The 14,738-nt window shown below is 73.2% G+C and carries 14 protein-coding genes; 6 read left to right on the top strand and 8 right to left on the bottom strand.

What is annotated here, in order from left to right:
• Positions 1-218: 218 nt before the first annotated feature.
• Positions 219-1,307 (bottom strand): ACR3 family arsenite efflux transporter, encoded by a 1,089-nt coding sequence (arsB, locus tag ACFV18_RS14915; protein ID WP_380483109.1) that lies wholly within the window; start codon positions 1,305-1,307, stop codon positions 219-221.
• Entirely contained in the window at positions 1,304-1,612 is a 309-nt protein-coding gene (locus ACFV18_RS14910; RefSeq protein WP_380483107.1) for an ArsR/SmtB family transcription factor, read from the bottom strand. Before ACFV18_RS14910 ends, arsB begins: the two co-directional genes overlap by 4 nt.
• A 58-nt stretch (positions 1,613-1,670) precedes the next feature.
• Here ACFV18_RS14910 and ACFV18_RS14905 point away from each other — a divergent pair, with 58 nt between their 5' ends.
• Positions 1,671-2,075 carry an arsenate reductase ArsC gene (locus ACFV18_RS14905; protein WP_380483105.1) on the top strand — a complete coding sequence of 135 codons (405 nt, stop codon included), beginning with the start codon at positions 1,671-1,673 and terminating at the stop codon, positions 2,073-2,075.
• A gap of 82 nt (positions 2,076-2,157) precedes the next feature.
• Positions 2,158-5,019 carry an FAD-binding and (Fe-S)-binding domain-containing protein gene (locus ACFV18_RS14900; RefSeq protein ID WP_380483103.1) on the top strand — a complete coding sequence of 954 codons (2,862 nt, stop codon included), beginning with the start codon at positions 2,158-2,160 and terminating at the stop codon, positions 5,017-5,019.
• A gap of 9 nt (positions 5,020-5,028) precedes the next feature.
• Here the strand turns inward: ACFV18_RS14900 and ACFV18_RS14895 are convergent, their stop codons facing one another.
• Positions 5,029-6,123, bottom strand: coding sequence for a PP2C family protein-serine/threonine phosphatase (locus tag ACFV18_RS14895; protein ID WP_380483101.1), 1,095 nt, complete (start codon positions 6,121-6,123; stop codon positions 5,029-5,031).
• 115 nt (positions 6,124-6,238) lie between these two features.
• Between ACFV18_RS14895 and ACFV18_RS14890 the strand changes: the two genes are divergently transcribed.
• Both ACFV18_RS14890 and ACFV18_RS14885 read left to right on the top strand, forming a co-directional pair.
• Complete coding sequence (locus ACFV18_RS14890; RefSeq protein ID WP_380483099.1) at positions 6,239-6,706, top strand: PaaI family thioesterase; 468 nt, start codon at positions 6,239-6,241, stop codon at positions 6,704-6,706.
• Between the two features lie 241 nt (positions 6,707-6,947).
• Positions 6,948-7,841 carry an SGNH/GDSL hydrolase family protein gene (locus ACFV18_RS14885; protein ID WP_380483098.1) on the top strand — a complete coding sequence of 298 codons (894 nt, stop codon included), beginning with the start codon at positions 6,948-6,950 and terminating at the stop codon, positions 7,839-7,841.
• Positions 7,842-7,952: 111 nt separating this feature from the next.
• On the opposite strand, the gene ACFV18_RS14880 is transcribed toward ACFV18_RS14885, so the two are convergent.
• The gene (locus tag ACFV18_RS14880) at positions 7,953-8,375 is read right to left on the bottom strand and encodes a CBS domain-containing protein (protein ID WP_380483096.1); all 423 of its coding nucleotides are present in this window, start codon (positions 8,373-8,375) and stop codon (positions 7,953-7,955) included.
• 115 nt (positions 8,376-8,490) lie between these two features.
• Positions 8,491-9,423: a slipin family protein gene (locus tag ACFV18_RS14875; RefSeq protein ID WP_380483149.1), complete on the bottom strand. Its 933-nt coding sequence runs from the start codon at positions 9,421-9,423 to the stop codon at positions 8,491-8,493.
• Positions 9,424-9,588: 165 nt separating this feature from the next.
• On the opposite strand from ACFV18_RS14875, the gene ACFV18_RS14870 reads away from it, so the two are divergent.
• Positions 9,589-10,368 carry a uracil-DNA glycosylase gene (locus ACFV18_RS14870; RefSeq protein ID WP_380483094.1) on the top strand — a complete coding sequence of 260 codons (780 nt, stop codon included), beginning with the start codon at positions 9,589-9,591 and terminating at the stop codon, positions 10,366-10,368.
• A gap of 593 nt (positions 10,369-10,961) precedes the next feature.
• Here ACFV18_RS14870 and ACFV18_RS14865 read toward each other — a convergent pair.
• From ACFV18_RS14865 to ACFV18_RS14855, 3 genes are all read right to left on the bottom strand, one after another.
• Positions 10,962-11,900, bottom strand: coding sequence for a hypothetical protein (locus tag ACFV18_RS14865; protein WP_380483092.1), 939 nt, complete (start codon positions 11,898-11,900; stop codon positions 10,962-10,964).
• A gap of 385 nt (positions 11,901-12,285) precedes the next feature.
• The gene (locus tag ACFV18_RS14860; RefSeq protein ID WP_380483090.1) at positions 12,286-13,143 is read right to left on the bottom strand and encodes a CHAD domain-containing protein; all 858 of its coding nucleotides are present in this window, start codon (positions 13,141-13,143) and stop codon (positions 12,286-12,288) included.
• 153 nt (positions 13,144-13,296) lie between these two features.
• Positions 13,297-13,926: a TetR/AcrR family transcriptional regulator gene (locus ACFV18_RS14855; RefSeq protein WP_380483089.1), complete on the bottom strand. Its 630-nt coding sequence runs from the start codon at positions 13,924-13,926 to the stop codon at positions 13,297-13,299.
• A gap of 76 nt (positions 13,927-14,002) precedes the next feature.
• On the opposite strand from ACFV18_RS14855, the gene ACFV18_RS14850 reads away from it, so the two are divergent.
• On the top strand, positions 14,003-14,689 hold the full coding sequence (locus ACFV18_RS14850; protein WP_380483087.1) for a hypothetical protein: 687 nt from the start codon (positions 14,003-14,005) through the stop codon (positions 14,687-14,689).
• The last annotated feature ends 49 nt before the right edge of the window (positions 14,690-14,738 follow it).

Here is a 14,738-nt window from a genome sequence, read left to right as displayed (position 1 = left end):
GGTGGGTGGTCGATCAGTTCGACGTACCTGATCCGGTCGTCCACCACGTCCAGGACGACCATGCCTTCCGCGGCGGGCAGATCGAGGCAGCCAGGGGGTGTTCGGTTTCCATGCCCAGCACGGTAGCCACCGTCCGGCCGCCGCCCCCACCGCATTTCGGCAGGTGGCGGCGGCTGGCCGGGCTCTCAGCCGGACGCCGTGTCCGCCCGGCCGGGCTCTCAGCCGGACACGGCGCGGAACCGCTTGCGCCAGGCCAGCGAGACGTACACCAGGGCGACCAGCACCGGTACTTCGATGAGCGGGCCGACCACGCCGGACAGGGCCTGGCCGGAGGTGACGCCGAAGGTGCCGATGGCGACGGCGATGGCGAGTTCGAAGTTGTTGCCGGCGGCGGTGAACGCCAGCGTCGCGGTGCGGTCGTAGGCGAGGCCGAGCGCTTTGCCGAGGGCGAAGGTGCCGAACCACATGACGGCGAAGTAGGCGAGCAGCGGGAGGGCGATCCGGGCGACGTCGAGCGGCCGGGAGGTGATGGTCCTCCCCTGGAGCGCGAACAGGATCACGATGGTGAACAGCAGCCCGTACAGCGCCCAGGGGCCGATCCTCGGCAGCAGCTTCGCCTCGTAGCGGTCGCGGCCGAGCCGCCGCTCGCCGAGGCGGCGGGTGAGGAACCCGGCGACCAGCGGGATGCCGAGGAAGACGACGACGTTGAGGGCGATCTTCCCCATGGAGATGTCGAGGTGCTGGCCGTCGCCGAGGCCGAGCCAGCCCGGGAGCAGGTCGAGGTAGAACCAGCCGAGTACGCCGAACATCACCACCTGGAAGACGCTGTTCAACGCGACCAGCACGGCGGCGGCCTCCCGGTCGCCGCACGCGAGGTCGTTCCAGATGATCACCATGGCGATGCACCGGGCGAGTCCGACGATGATCAGACCGGTCCGGTACTCGGGCAGGTCCGGCAGGAAGATCCAGGCCAGGGCGAACATCACCGCCGGGCCGACCAGCCAGTTGATCACCAGGGAGGAGACCATCAGCCGCCGGTCGCCGGTGACGGCGTCCAGCCGGTCGTAGCGGACCTTGGCGAGCACGGGGTACATCATGACCAGCAGGCCCAGCGCGATCGGCAGCGAGATCCCGCCGAGTTCGACCTTCGCCAGCGCGTCGCCGAGCCCGGGGATCAGGCGGCCCAGGCCGAGGCCGACGGCCATCGCGGCCAGGATCCACACGGCGAGGTAGCGATCGAGGGTGGAGAGCTTGGCGACCACCGACGGTTCGGACGGTCTCGGGGCGGGCGCGAGGGGGGCGGTCACCAGCAGGACCTCTTCGTGTCGGCGTTGGCGCGGGCGGTGGCGGCGAGGTCGGCGAACTGCCCGGAAAGCGCTTCCAGTACCTCCGGCCGCAGGCGGTAGTACGTGAAACGGCCGCACGGTTCGGTGTCCACCACGCCGGCCTCCCGCAGCACCCTGAGGTGGTTGGAGAGATTCGTCTGCCGGGCGCCGGTCTCCTCCACCAGGTGCGTGGTGCACAGGGTTTCGCGGGCCAGCAGGGTCACGATCCGCAGCCTGAGCGGGTCGGACAGCACCCGCAACAGTTCAGTGTCGACTGACATCACCATGCGCTGATACTTTCATATCGGCCGAGAGCCCCATCCCCCGCCCCGAAGGACCATCCCCATGACCGCCGCCTCCGTGCTCTTCGTCTGCGTCCACAACGCGGGCCGCTCCCAGATGGCCGCCGGGTTCCTCACCCACCTCGCCGGGGACCGCGTCGAGGTCCGCTCCGCGGGTTCCTCCCCCGGCGACCGGGTCAACCCGGCCGCCGTCGCCGCGATGGCCGAGATCGGCATCGACATCTCCGACCGGCAGCCGAGGATCCTCACCCCCGAGGCCGTCCAGTCCTCCGACTACGTCATCACCATGGGCTGCGGCGATGCCTGCCCGTACTTCCCCGGCAAGCACTACCGCGACTGGCCCCTCGACGACCCGGCCGGCCAGGGCATCGAAGCCGTCCGCCCGATCCGCGACGCGATCCGCACCCGCGTCGAAGCTCTGATCGCCGAGATCGACGCCACCGCCTGACCAGCCTCCGGCCGCACTCCCCGACCCGCCGTTCGTGGGTCTGCGCCGGGTGCCGGCCGCCCAGGGCTGGGATGATCGGCGGATGGCCTCCGATCTCGCCCGTGCTCTCGCCGCCGCCGTCCGTGGCGAGGTCCGCTTCAACACCGCGGAGCGGGCCGTGTACGGGCAGGACGCGTCCAACTACCGGCAGGTGCCGCGCGGGGTGGTGAAGCCCGCCGACACGGACGATGTGCGGGCCGCGCTCGCGGTGTGCCGGGAGTTCGGGGTGCCGGTGGTGGCGCGCGGGTCGGGGACGAGTATCGGTGGGCAGGCGATCGGGCCCGGCGCGGTGGTGCTGGACTTTCGGCGGCATCTCGGCAAGGTACTGGCGGTCGATCCGGAGGCCCGCACCGCACGGGTCGAACCGGGCACGGTCCTGGACGAACTCCAGCGCGCCGCCCGGCCGTTCGGGCTGCGGTTCGGGCCGGACCCGTCCACCCACAGCCGGTGCACGCTGGGCGGAATGATCGGCAACGACGCCTGCGGCTCGCACTCGCTCGCCTGGGGCCGCACCTCCGACAACCTGCACAGCCTCGATCTGCTGCTCGCCGACGGCACCGAGCTGACCGTCACCGGCCCGCTGCCACCGGCCGAACGGGCCGCGCTGGCCGCCGCTCCGGGCCGACTCGGCCGTCTGCACCGGGAGTTGCAGGCCCTGGCCGCCGACAACCTGGCGCTGCTGCGCCGCGCCATGCCGGTGCTACCACGCCGCGGTTCGGGCTATCCGCTGGACGCGCTGCTCCCGGAGCGCGGCCACGACCTGGTGCGGGCCGTCACCGGCACCGAGGGGACATGCGCCCTGCTGCTCGGCGCCACCGTCCGACTGGTGCCCGAACCGCCGTACCGCGCCCTGGTGGTGGCGGGCTACCCGGACGAGACGGCCGCCGCCGACGCGGTGCCCGCGCTGCTGCCGCTGGAGCCGTTGACCTGCGAGGGCATGGCCGCCGACCTGGTCGCCGCGCTGCTCGCGGCCGGGCCGCGCCCGCCCGTGCTGGACCGGCTGCCCGGTGGTGCGTGCTGGCTGTTCCTGGAGACCGGCGGCGCGACGGCCGCCGAGGCCACCGACCGGGCCCATCAACTCGCCGACGCCGTACGGCGGGAGCGCACCGCGACGGTCGCGCTGGTCACCGATCCGGCCGAGCAGCGTGCACTGTGGTCGATCCGGGAGGCCGGCGCGGGAATCGTCACCCGCCTGCCGCCGGGCCCGGACGGCCGGCCCGGTGGCGCGGCGTGGCCGGGCTGGGAGGATTCGGCCGTCCCGGTCGAGCAACTCGGCTCCTACCTGCGGCAGTTGCGGTCCCTGCTGAAGCGCCGCGGCCTGCGCGGGGTGCCGTACGGGCATTTCGGCGAGGGCTGCGTGCACCTGCGTCTGGACTTCCCGGTGCGGGAACGGCCGCAGGTGATGCGGGAGTTCCTCACCGAGGCGGCGGATCTGGTGGTGGCGCACGGCGGTTCGCTGTCCGGCGAGCACGGCGACGGGCAGGCCCGGGCCGAGCTGCTGCCCCGGATGTTCCCGCCGCAGGTGATCGACCTGTTCGCCCGGTTCAAGCAGATCTGGGACCCGGACGGCCTGCTCAACCCCGGCCTGCTGGTCGCCCCGCGCCCACTGGACGCCGATCTGCGCTTCCCCGGACGGGAGTTGCCACTCACCCTGGCGTATCCGAGGGACGGCGGCAGCCTGCTGAACGCCGTCCACCGCTGCGTCGGTGTCGGCAAGTGCGTGGACACCAACAGCGGGGTGATGTGCCCGAGTTACATGGTGACGAAGGAGGAACGGCACTCCACCCGGGGCCGGGCCCGGCTGCTCGGCGAGATGCTGCGCGGCGAACTGGTCACCGACGGCTGGCGTTCGCCGGAGGTCCGGGAGGCGCTCGATCTCTGCCTGGGCTGCAAGGGCTGCGCGAGCGACTGCCCGGTGCAGGTGGACATGGCCACCTACCGGTCCGAATTCCTGTACCACCACTACCGGTTCAGGCCCCGCCCGGCCACCCACTACTCGCTCGGGCTGCTGCCGCTGTGGCTCCGCCTCGCCCACCTCGCGCCGTGCGCCGCGAACGCCGCGCTGCGCGGCCGGTTCAGCGGCGCCCTGCTCAAGCGCCTCGGCGGCATCGACTCCCGGCGCGCGCTCCCCGCCCTCCCGGAGCGTCGCTTCTCCGCCTGGTTCCGCACCTACCGCGCCGCCCACCCCGCCGACCCGGCCGCCCCCGCGGTGCTGCTGTGGCCCGACTCGATGTCCGAACTCCTGGACCCCGCACCGGCGGTGGCGGCCGTCCAGGTGCTGGAGCGGCTCGGCTTCCGGGTGCAGCTGCCGACCGGGCCGGTGTGCTGCGGGCTCACGCTGATCGCCAGCGGCCAACTCGGCGCAGCGCGCCGGGTGATCCGGCACACCGCGCGCCAACTGCCGCCCGGCCTGCCGGTGGTGGGCCTGGAGCCGTCCTGCACGGCCACCCTGCGCGGTGACTGGCCCAAACTTCTCGACGAACCCGAACTCCCGTCCCGGGTCCGCAGTTTGGCCGAGTTCCTGGACGAGCGCGAGGTCGCTCTGCCGCAGCTGACGGGGGCGGCGATGACCCAGGTGCACTGCCATCAGCACGCCGTCCTGGGTACTGCCGCCGATCAGCGCCTCACCGCCCGGCTCGGCCTGACGAACCGTCAACTCGACGCCGGTTGCTGCGGGTTGGCTGGCGCATTCGGTTTCGAGCGCGGCCACTACGAGGTGTCGGTGGCGGCCGCCGAACGCGCCCTGCTGCCCGCCGTCCGCGCCGCCGGGCCCGGCACGCTGCTGCTCGCGGACGGCCTCAGCTGCCGCACCCAGCTCACCCAACTGGAGCCCTCCGCCCGGCCGTTGCACCTCGCCCAAGTCCTGCTCCGCGCCCTCGAGCAGTCCGGCCAGTCCTCCGAGTAGCCTCCCTCCTCACCCCTCCCGTCCGACCGCGACGAGCGCCGCGTCGTCCAGCAGCCGTCCCCCGACGTAGGCCAGCAGGTCGCGGCGGAGGCGGTCGAGGAAGTCCGGGGGTGCGGTCGGGGCCGGGGCGAGGTGAGCGGCGCGGGCGGGCAGGGGGTAGAAGACGGCCTCGCGGTCGCGGGCCTCGGTGACGCCGTCGGTGTAGAGCAGCAGGGTGCTGCCGGGCGGGAAGGCGAACTCCTCGGTGCGGCGGTCGGCGGGGGCCAGGTCGCCCATGCCGAGCGGCGGGCCGCTGCGGTGCAGGGGGAGCGGCTGGGCGTGGCCGGGGGTGAGCAGCAGGGGCGGCGGGTGCCCGCAGTCCGCGAGCCGGATCACGGGGCGGTCGTCGGGCAGGTCGAGCACGAGCGCGGTGGCGAAGTTCTCCCGGACGTCCTGGCCGGCGTCGGCGACTTCGGCGAGGTGGCGCTGGTAGGAGGTCTCCAGCGCGTCGGCCAGGCGGGCCGGGTCCTGGTGCCGGTGGGCGAGCTCGCGAAACGCGCCGAGCAGCGCGGCGGCGTCGCCGACGGCGTCGAGCCCTTTGCCGCGGACGTCGCCGATCAGCAGGCGGGTGGCGTGTCCGGTGCGGACGGCCGCGTACAGGTCGCCGCCGACGTTCGCTTCGTCGTCGGCGGCGAGGTACCGGGTGGCGATCCGCAGCGGGCCGGCCTGTTCGGGCAGCGGGCGCATCAGGACGCGTTGGACGGCGTCGGAGACGGTGCGGACCCGGGTGAGTTCGCGGCCGTGGCGTTCGCGGACCCGGCAGAACGCGACGACGACGGCGGTGACCAGGGCGAGCGCGCCGATCTGGGCCTGGTGGTTGGCGGTGAACAGGCCGCCGTGCAGGACGGCGATGAGGGTCTGGGCGATCAGTGCGAGGACGCCGATCAGGGCGGTCAGGCGGGTGCCGGCGAAGGAGGCGGTGATGGCGGGGGCGGCCACCAGCAGCGGGCCGAGGTGGATGTTCGGGGAGATCGAGATGTCGATGGCGGTGATCAGCACGATCAGGCTGAGCGGCAGCAGCACCAGCAGGTGTTCGGTACGCCACTCGCTCCGCAGTTCCGCCATGCTCCGCCGCACTCCCACCCCACCACCATGCCTCGCCCCGGGGTCGCCCACGACCGGTGGACCCTCCGCGTCCGGGGTATGGCGCCGCGTCACCGGCGGCCCCTACGATCACGCCATGACGACCCCGCCGAAGGCTGCCGCACCGGCCGACGCCGCGCCCGCGAAGGGCCCCCTGGAGCCCGCCGAGGGCGACCTGATCCTCGCCGAGCGTTTCGCGCCGTGGGTGCGGGCCCTGGGGCTCTCGGTGCTGGAGACCGGTGCGCGGCACGCGGTGCTGCGGCTGCCGTGGTCCGACCAGCTGGCCCGGGACGGCGGCGGGCTGTCGGGGCAGGCGATGATGGCGGCGGCCGACACGGCGACGGTCGTCGCGGTCTCCTCCGCGCTGGGCGGGTTCGCGCCAATGACCACCGTCCAGCAGTCGATCACCTTCCAGCGCGCGGCGCGTGACACCGATCTGCTGGTGACGGCGCGGCTGACCAAGCTGGGCCGCCGGATCGCGTTCGCCGAGATCACCCTCGCCACGCCGGACGCCCCGGACGACCCGGTCGCGCACGCCACCACGGTCTACGCGTTCCCGGGCTGAGCCGTCGCGTTGCCGGGCTGAGCCGTCTCGTTCCTGGGCCGAGCCGTCTCGTTGCCGGGCTGAGCCCTCGCGTTCCTGGGCTGAGCCGTTTCGTTGCCGGGCTGAGCCGTCGTGTTCCCCTTGCGCCCGGGCGTTCCGCGAGTCGGTCGATCACGTACCTGCACACCCCTGTTCCCGAGGGTGTACCGAGCAGTAGCCTCCTCTGATCCGTCTGATCGCGATCATTCGCCCTGGAGGCTCCATGCGCCCAATCCCCCGCCGCCGCACGCTCGTTGCGGCCGCGCTCGCCGCTCTGACGCTCACCGGCGCGGCGGCCGTTCCCGCTTCGGCGGCGCCGGGCGGGCAGCATGCCACGGCGTACTACCTGGCGATCGGCGACTCGCTGGCGGCCGGCTACCAGTCCACGCCGACCGGCGGCCACGTCGTGGGCCGCGGCTACGCCCAGGACCTGGCGCGGACGCTGGGCGAGCGGGCGGCGGACGACCGCCGCCCGTTCGAGTTCACCGACCTGGGCTGCCCGGGCGAGACCACCGGCACCATGGCGAACGGCGGCTGCCCGTACCCGCACTCCTTCGGCGGCTCCCAACTGGAGGCCGCGGTCGCCTACTTGAAGGCGCACTGGAAGGACGAGGTGCTGGTGACGATCGACATCGGCGCCAACGACGTGCAGCGCTGCGCGGCCGGCGGCTCGCTCGACCTGCCGTGCGCGATGAACGGCATCGAGCAGGTCCGCACCGGGCTGGACCGGATCCTCGGCGAGCTCCAGCAGGCGGCCGGCCCGCACACCCGGATCGTCGGCATGAACCTGTACGACCCGTTCCTGGCGGCCTGGATGACGGGCGACAAGGGCAAGCAGCTGGCCACCGCCTCGGTGCTGCTCGCGAACGCCCTCAACTCGGTGATCGAGACGGTGGACGAGCGCCACCGCGTCCCGACCGCCGACGTGGCGGGGGCGTTCTCCACCACCTCGTTCGCGCCGCTGGTGCCGCTGGGCGGCCAGCAGGTGCCGCTGAACGTGGCCCGGGTCATGCAGTGGACCAACATGGCGCGCGGCGACATTCACGCCAACGACGCGGGCTACCAGGTGATCGCGGACGCGTTCCTCGCCAAATTGCCCAAGCAGTACCTGCACTGACGCACCATCACCCCGTCGCGCGTGGCGCGGCGGGGTGGCTCCGCGGCGTTGAGGGCCTCAGCGGGCGCGCGGCCTCAGCGGGCGGTAGGGCCTCAGCGGGCGGTGGGGGCCTCAGCGGGCGGTGACGGCGGTCACGAACTCCGCCACGCGCTCCTGCGGCAGGTGCCGGGCGATATCGGCTTCGCTGATCATGCCGACGAGTTGGTGGTCGGGGTGGTTGATCACCGGCAGCCGGCGCACCCGGTGGTCCTCCATCACCTCCAGCACCAGGTCCGCGTCCTCGTCCTCCTCGATCACCATCGGACGGCCGAGGGCGAGTTCGAGGCACTTCACGGTGCCGGGGTCGCGTCCGTCGGCGACGCACCTGAGCACGATGTCCCGGTCGGTGACGATGCCCAGCAGCTTCTTGTTCTCGTCGCAGATCGGCAGCGCGCCGACGCCGCGTTCGCGCATGATCCGGGCGGCGTCGCCGAGGGTCTGCTCGCCGGTGACGCACTCCGCTCCCGGGTGCATGATCTCTTTCGCGGTGGTCATGGCCGGACCTCCCGAGCTGGTTGTGTCCACTGGCCGTCTTCCATGCTGGCCCCGCCACCGGACCGCCCGCCACCGCTGGCCGTCCTGCCCGCACCCGTGCCGCCCGTCCGGCCGGTCACGCCGCGTGCCGCGGGGCGACGTCCAACGGGTGCTCCGGGAGCCCGACTTCGACGGCCGCCGCGACCTGCGGCAGCTCCAGCTGCTCGACGTCCGGCTCCGGCTCCGTCCCCTCGATCTCGTTCTCCGCGAGCTGCGCCGCGACCTCGGTGGCCTCGACGGCCTGTGCGGAGTTGCGTTCGGTGGCGCTCTCCAGGAAGCGCAGCAGCTCCACCGGGAACGGCAGCACGAGTGTGGAGTTCTTCTCCGCGGCGACCTCCACCACGGTCTGCAGCAGCCGCAGTTGCAGCGCGGCCGGGGTCGCGGCCATCACCTTCGCGGCCTCCGACAGACGCGCGGACGCCTGGTACTCGCCGTCGGCGGTGATGATCCGGGCCCGCCGCTCCCGGTCCGCCTCGGCCTGCCGGGCCATCGAGCGCTTCATCGACTCGGGCAGCGCCACGTCCTTGATCTCCACCCGGTCGATCTGGATGCCCCAGCCCAGCGCGGGGCTGTCCAGCATCAGCTCCAGGCCCTGATTGATCGGCTCGCGGTTGGCCAGCAGGTCGTCCAATTCGCTCTTGCCGATGATCGACCGCAGCGAGGTCTGCGCGACCTGCGACATCGCGAAGGAGTAGTCCTGCACGTTGACGATCGCCTTCACCGGATCGACCACCTTGAAGTACACCACCGCGTCCACCCGGACGGTCACGTTGTCCCGGGTGATGCCCTCCTGCGCGGGCACCGGCATGGTGATGATCTGCACGTTCACCCGGCGCAGCCGGTCGGCGATCGGCATGATCCGCACCAGCCCCGGGGGCCGCACCTCGTCCAGCACCCGCCCGAACCGGAACACCACCCCGAGCTGGTACTGCTGCACCATGCGCACGCTCAGCCCGGCCAACACGGCCAGCAGCACCAGCAGCGCAATCACCACGTCAACCGCGATCATCGCCGTCACCTCGACCCGTACGGCACGCACACTTGTACCTCCACGCTACTCCGGACCCGCCCCACGGGCCCGGCTGCTGGAGACCCGGCCGGAAAACGCTTTCCCGTTGGGTCTCCGTCCGGCCGTCCCACCGGCCGGCCGGTGCGCGGGCCTACGATCGGGGCCATGGAACCGCCCTCCGAACCGCCCTCCGAACTGCCCTCCGAACTGGTCGAACGTGTCCACGGGCTGGCCGAGATGGACGAGTTGGTGGTCGGCTGCCGGGCCTGCCCGCGGCTGGTCGAGTGGCGGGAGGAGGCGGCCCGGGTGAAGCGCCGCGCGTTCCAGGACCAGGACTACTGGGCGCGGCCGATCCCGGGCTTCGGACCGACCGACGCCCGCCTGGTCCTGGTCGGACTCGCCCCCGCCGCGCACGGCGGGAACCGAACGGGCCGGATCTTCACCGGCGACCCGTCCGGCGACCTGCTGTACGCCTCACTGCACCGGCTCGGCCTGGCCTCCCAGCCGCACTCCACCTGGCGCAACGACGGCCTCGAACTGTTCGGCGTCCGCATCACCGACCCGGTCCGCTGCGCCCCGCCGGAGAACAAGCCCACCAACGAGGAACGCGACACCTGCCGCCCCTGGATCGTCCGCGAGTTCCAGTACCTCCGCCCCACCGTCCGCGCCGTGGTCGCCCTCGGCGGCTTCGCCTGGCAGGCGGTCCTCCCCGCCCTCGCCGCCGCCGGCTGGCAAATCCCCCGCCCCCGCCCGGCCTTCACCCACGGCGCCCACGCCGTCCTCCCCGCCAAAGACGGCGGCCCGCCCCTCAACCTCTACGGCTGCTTCCACGTCAGCCCCCGCAACACCTACACCGGCCGACTCACCCCCACCATGGTCGACGCCCTCCTCCACACCGCGGCCACCACCGCCGGCCTGAACCCGACTGCCCCGCCGCCTTACTGACGACCGTCACCCGCCTGCCCGTTCGAAGGTCGCCCCGGGCGGGGCGATCCCGTGCAGTCCGGTCAGAGGTGCGGAATCCGGTCGGGGACGAGTCCGGCCTGGCGGAGCAGTCCGTAGAGGTCGGTCGCGCATCGACCGGGTGGGCGACGAAACCACCCGTACCCCGCCCAGGTCGGCCCCGGCGCGAGCGGTTTGCGGCACTCCTCACGGTCGTCATCCCCTCACCGGGCAGGCCGAGTTGACCCCTGGGGAACTGTGCTTGCCCAACGCCTTCGCCCCAACTCACCGCCGTCCACCGGGCCGAGCCACGCCGGGCTCCGTCCCCGCCGACAGCCCACCGCACCTGACGGCCGATCGGCAGCCAGCAGCCTGAGCGCCACCCCGCTCGCCCGCCCGCTGCCCGCCGCCATCAGGTAGTCCACACCTCTCTGCCCTGGCGCTGCGTGACCTGGCCGATACGTCGCCGCGAGTGGCGGCTGATCACCAGCCGTCCGACCGCGCGACATCCCGCTCACCAACCCCGCCGGCCCACCCGGACCAAGCCACCCTCACCCTGCACAACCCGCCACCGGACACCACCACCCGGTCCCAACTCACCGCCCCTGACGGCTGATCAACGCTCGGCCGAGCCCGCGCGCCGTCCGGTCGATCGCCGCGCGCCCGGCGTCGGGCCGGGTCGCGAATGCCAGGCACAGCCAGGGCGTGGCAGCGGCGAGGACGGCCAGTGGCCAGCCCAGCCACGGTGACGGCAGGGCGAGCCCGACGTATCCGGCGGTGGCGGCGCCGAGCAACAGCAGTGCGAGGGCGGGCAGGTGGACGCCGGGGCGGTAGCGGCGCCAGGCGTGCACCTTTGCCCGCCGGACGATCAGCACGATCGGGGCAACGACCAGCGCGACCGCCCCGAGCAGCAGGATCCAGATCAGCCCGAGCCCGTCCACCGCCACCTCACGTTCGGCACGGACGCCCAACTCCGGTGCAGTGGGCGCAAATTGGACGGCCACCTGCTCACCCGCGTACGGCGTGCCACGCGTCTCCACCTGGGTGGTGACGGTACGCGGGCCGGCCTCGTACGGCACTTCCAGATCGACGGTGGTGCGGAACACCTGGTGGCGGTTCACCCGCCCCAGCGCCTTCGGCTCGGAGCGCACCGCGACGATCGACACCTTCCGCTCCACCTCACCCGCCTGCGCGATCCGCCGCAGCTGCCGCCCGTCGGCCCCGTCCGGCCCGTTGGCCTGGGCGAGCGCCGCGACGGAGGTGAGCACCATGCCGACACCGAGCAGTCCGGCCAGCAGCCAGGACGGGCGCCGCGACCCGGTCTCCTTGCGCGGTTCGGCCCGCCGCCGGTCGAGCACGGCGGCCACCAGCCAGGCGAGCGCACACAGCACCGCGACGAGGGTGGGCAGCACCCGCTCCGCCGTCCCGGCCCGCTGCCCGGACGGCAGCAGCGCCACTGCCGCCCCGTGCCCGGCCGCGAACACGCCGCTCAGCACCGCCGCCCACCCGGCCACCCGGGTCCCTCCGCGCGCCATCGTTCCTCCCCCGCCCACGTGTTGCTGCGCACTGAACCACGGCCGGACACCGTGATCAAGTTCCCGCGATCGCTCCCGCTTCACCGCTTGATCGGTGAGGGGCCAGCGCCCGGAAGGCGACGGACGGATCGCCGGAGGAAGCACGGTGCAGCTGCCATCCGCCCCGCCCGACACCCCCCGTCACCGAATCCACTTCGGCCGACGCCCCGCCCTCTCCCACACCCCCGGCAACAACTCCCGCGCGAACACCGCCTCCCCCACCTGCCGACCGAACAACACCCCGTACCCGAAACCCCCGTCCGACAGCCCCCGCACCGCCGCGCGAGCGACGAATCGCACCCCGCTCCACCCCATCCACCCCATCCGCCCCGCCCGACACCCCCCGTCACCGAATCCGCTTCGGCCGACGCCCCGCCCTCTCCCACACCCCCGGCAACAACTCCCGCGCGAACACCGCCTCCCCCACCTGCCGACCGAACAACACCCCGTACCCGAAACCCCCGTCCGACAGCCCCCGCACCGCCGCGCGAGCGACGATCGCGTCCTGGTGGCGGCCCAGGACGTCCTGCAGCGCTTTCATCCGGCGGGTGAAGCTGCGGGCCGGGCGGCCGACGGTCTCACCGGCGTAGCGGGCGCGCTTCGCGGCCTTGCGTGCGTCGTGCAGGGCGCGTTCGCGGGCCGGGCCCTCGGGGGTGTCTTCGGCGGTGGCGAGGCGTTCGGCGGTGCGGCGGTGTTCGCGGCGCAGGATGCGGGTGAGTTCCGGTCCGGCGGGCCGCGTCGCGCGGGCGTTGAGCGGGGGGTTGTCGGCGAGTTCGGTGAGGGCGGTGAGCAGGTCGCGGAAGCGTTGACTGTCGAGCGCGGCGAGGGTCGCGGCGCGGCCTTCGCGGGCCTCCCGGCTGCTCCAGGTGGTGAGTTCGGCGATGACGCGGTCGCGGTCGCCACCGTCGGGGAGTTCGCGGGCCTGGGCGAGGAGGCGCTCGCCGAGCACCTCGGCGTCGCGGGCCTGGCCGAGGTCCCGGCCGAGTCGGCGCAGTTCGTTCTCCAGCTCGGTGTGGTCGCCAGCCAGGTGGCGGCGGTGGGTGCGCAGGGCGCTGCGCAGGCGGCGGGCGGCGACGCGCATCTGGTGGACGGCGTCGGGTCGGTCGGCACGGACGTCGGGTTCCAGGGCGACGATTTTCGCGGTCTGTTCACGCAGGCGTGCGATAAGAACGTCCCCCGCGCTGCCGTCGAGCCGGTGTGCCACGTTCGCCACGTCCTTCCGTGCCTGCCAAGGGTAGGCCGGTGGTGGCGGGTTCGCGCGGGGCGCCGCGCCGCTCCGACGCGGCCACTGGGGCGACGGCTCGGGGCGACGGCTCGGGGCGACGGACGTCAAGTCCCTTGCGGGCGGCCCGCCGGCTCAGTCTTGGACGCCTCGGCGCCCGGCCAGTGAGTCAAGGTGGCTGCGCAGGACGGCGCAGAGTTCGTCCGGGCCGACCAGGAGGGGGTGTTGGACGGCCTGGAGGGTGAGGCCGTCGAGGAGGGCGGAGAGGCGGCGGGTTTCCACGCCGAGGTCGAGGCCGGGGGCGAGCGCGCCGGCGCGACGGGTCTCGACCAGGACGCGGTGGATGAGTTCGTCCAGGCCCGCCTGCATCGTGGCGAGGCGGCCCCGGAGTTCGGGGCGGGTGCGGGCGGCGGTGACGAAGGACAGCCAGACGGCGGACTCGTTGCGACGTTCGGCGTCCAACGGGAGTGTCTCGGCGAGGAGTTGAAGGGTGAGTTCGCGCCGGTCGCCGGTCGCGGCAGGGTCGAGCAGGGCGGCCGCGCGGGTCCGGATCCGGGCTTCTATGCGGCGGGCCAGCTCCCCCATCGCGAAGATCATCAGCTCCGAGCTGCCGGCGAAGTAGTGCCGCACCGAGCCGATCGCCAGTCCGGCCTCGTCGGCGACGTTCCGCAGCGAGGCATGCTCAAGGCCTTCTCTGGCCGCGACGCGCAGTACGGCGTCTGCGACGGCCTGGCGACGCTCCTCGGGGTCCACGATCTTCGGCACGTTGCCGTTATAGCACGGGCGAGCTAAATTGCGTTTTGGCACAGTCGAGCTAAAAAGATTCCGGGGGAACAGAACGATGCACGGATGGCTGAGCGCCGCCCTGATCACGGCAGTGGTCGTCGTGGTGGTGGTCCGGCGACTGCGCAGCGAACCGCTCAACGCACGGGACCTGTTCGGACCGCCGGTGGTCCTCACGGCACTCGGCACGTGGTCGCTCTGGCAGCGCCACGAACTGCACCACGGCCTGCACCACGGCCTGGGCCCCGCCGACTGGGCCTGGATCGCGGCGGGCATCGTGCTCGGTCTCGCGACGGGCGCGCTGCGCGGTGCGACCGTCCGGGTCGAAGCGCGCCAGGGCGTGCTCTGGCAGCGCTACACCGGCTGGACGTTCCTGGTCGCCGCAGGCTCGCTGGGAGTGATGGCCGCGTTCTCGCTCCTCGCCGAACACGCCGGGCTGCCCGCCGACGCCCGCCCGGTCCAACTGTCCATCGGCGTCGGCTTCCTGGGCGAGGCCGTGGCCGTCGGCCTGCGCGGCCTCACCTCCGGCATCCCGTTCGCACCGGAACACCGCAGCCCGTCCGCACTCCTCGGCCTCGACCGCGCCGACCGCGCCGACCGCCTCCACCGATCCGATCGCACCGACCGCGCCGACCACGCCGACCACCTCCACCGATCCGACCACGCAGACCACCTCCACCGATCCGACCACGCAGACCACACCGACCGCGTCCACCGATCCGATCGCACCGACCGCGCCAACTGAGCCGACCGCCTCCACCGATCCGACCACGCAGACCGCGCAGACCGCGTCC

Origin of the sequence: Kitasatospora sp. NPDC059673 (assembly GCF_042734215.1) — a bacterium.
In the GTDB taxonomy this organism is placed as follows: domain Bacteria; phylum Actinomycetota; class Actinomycetes; order Streptomycetales; family Streptomycetaceae; genus Kitasatospora.
This window is presented reverse-complemented; position numbering and strand designations above follow the sequence as displayed.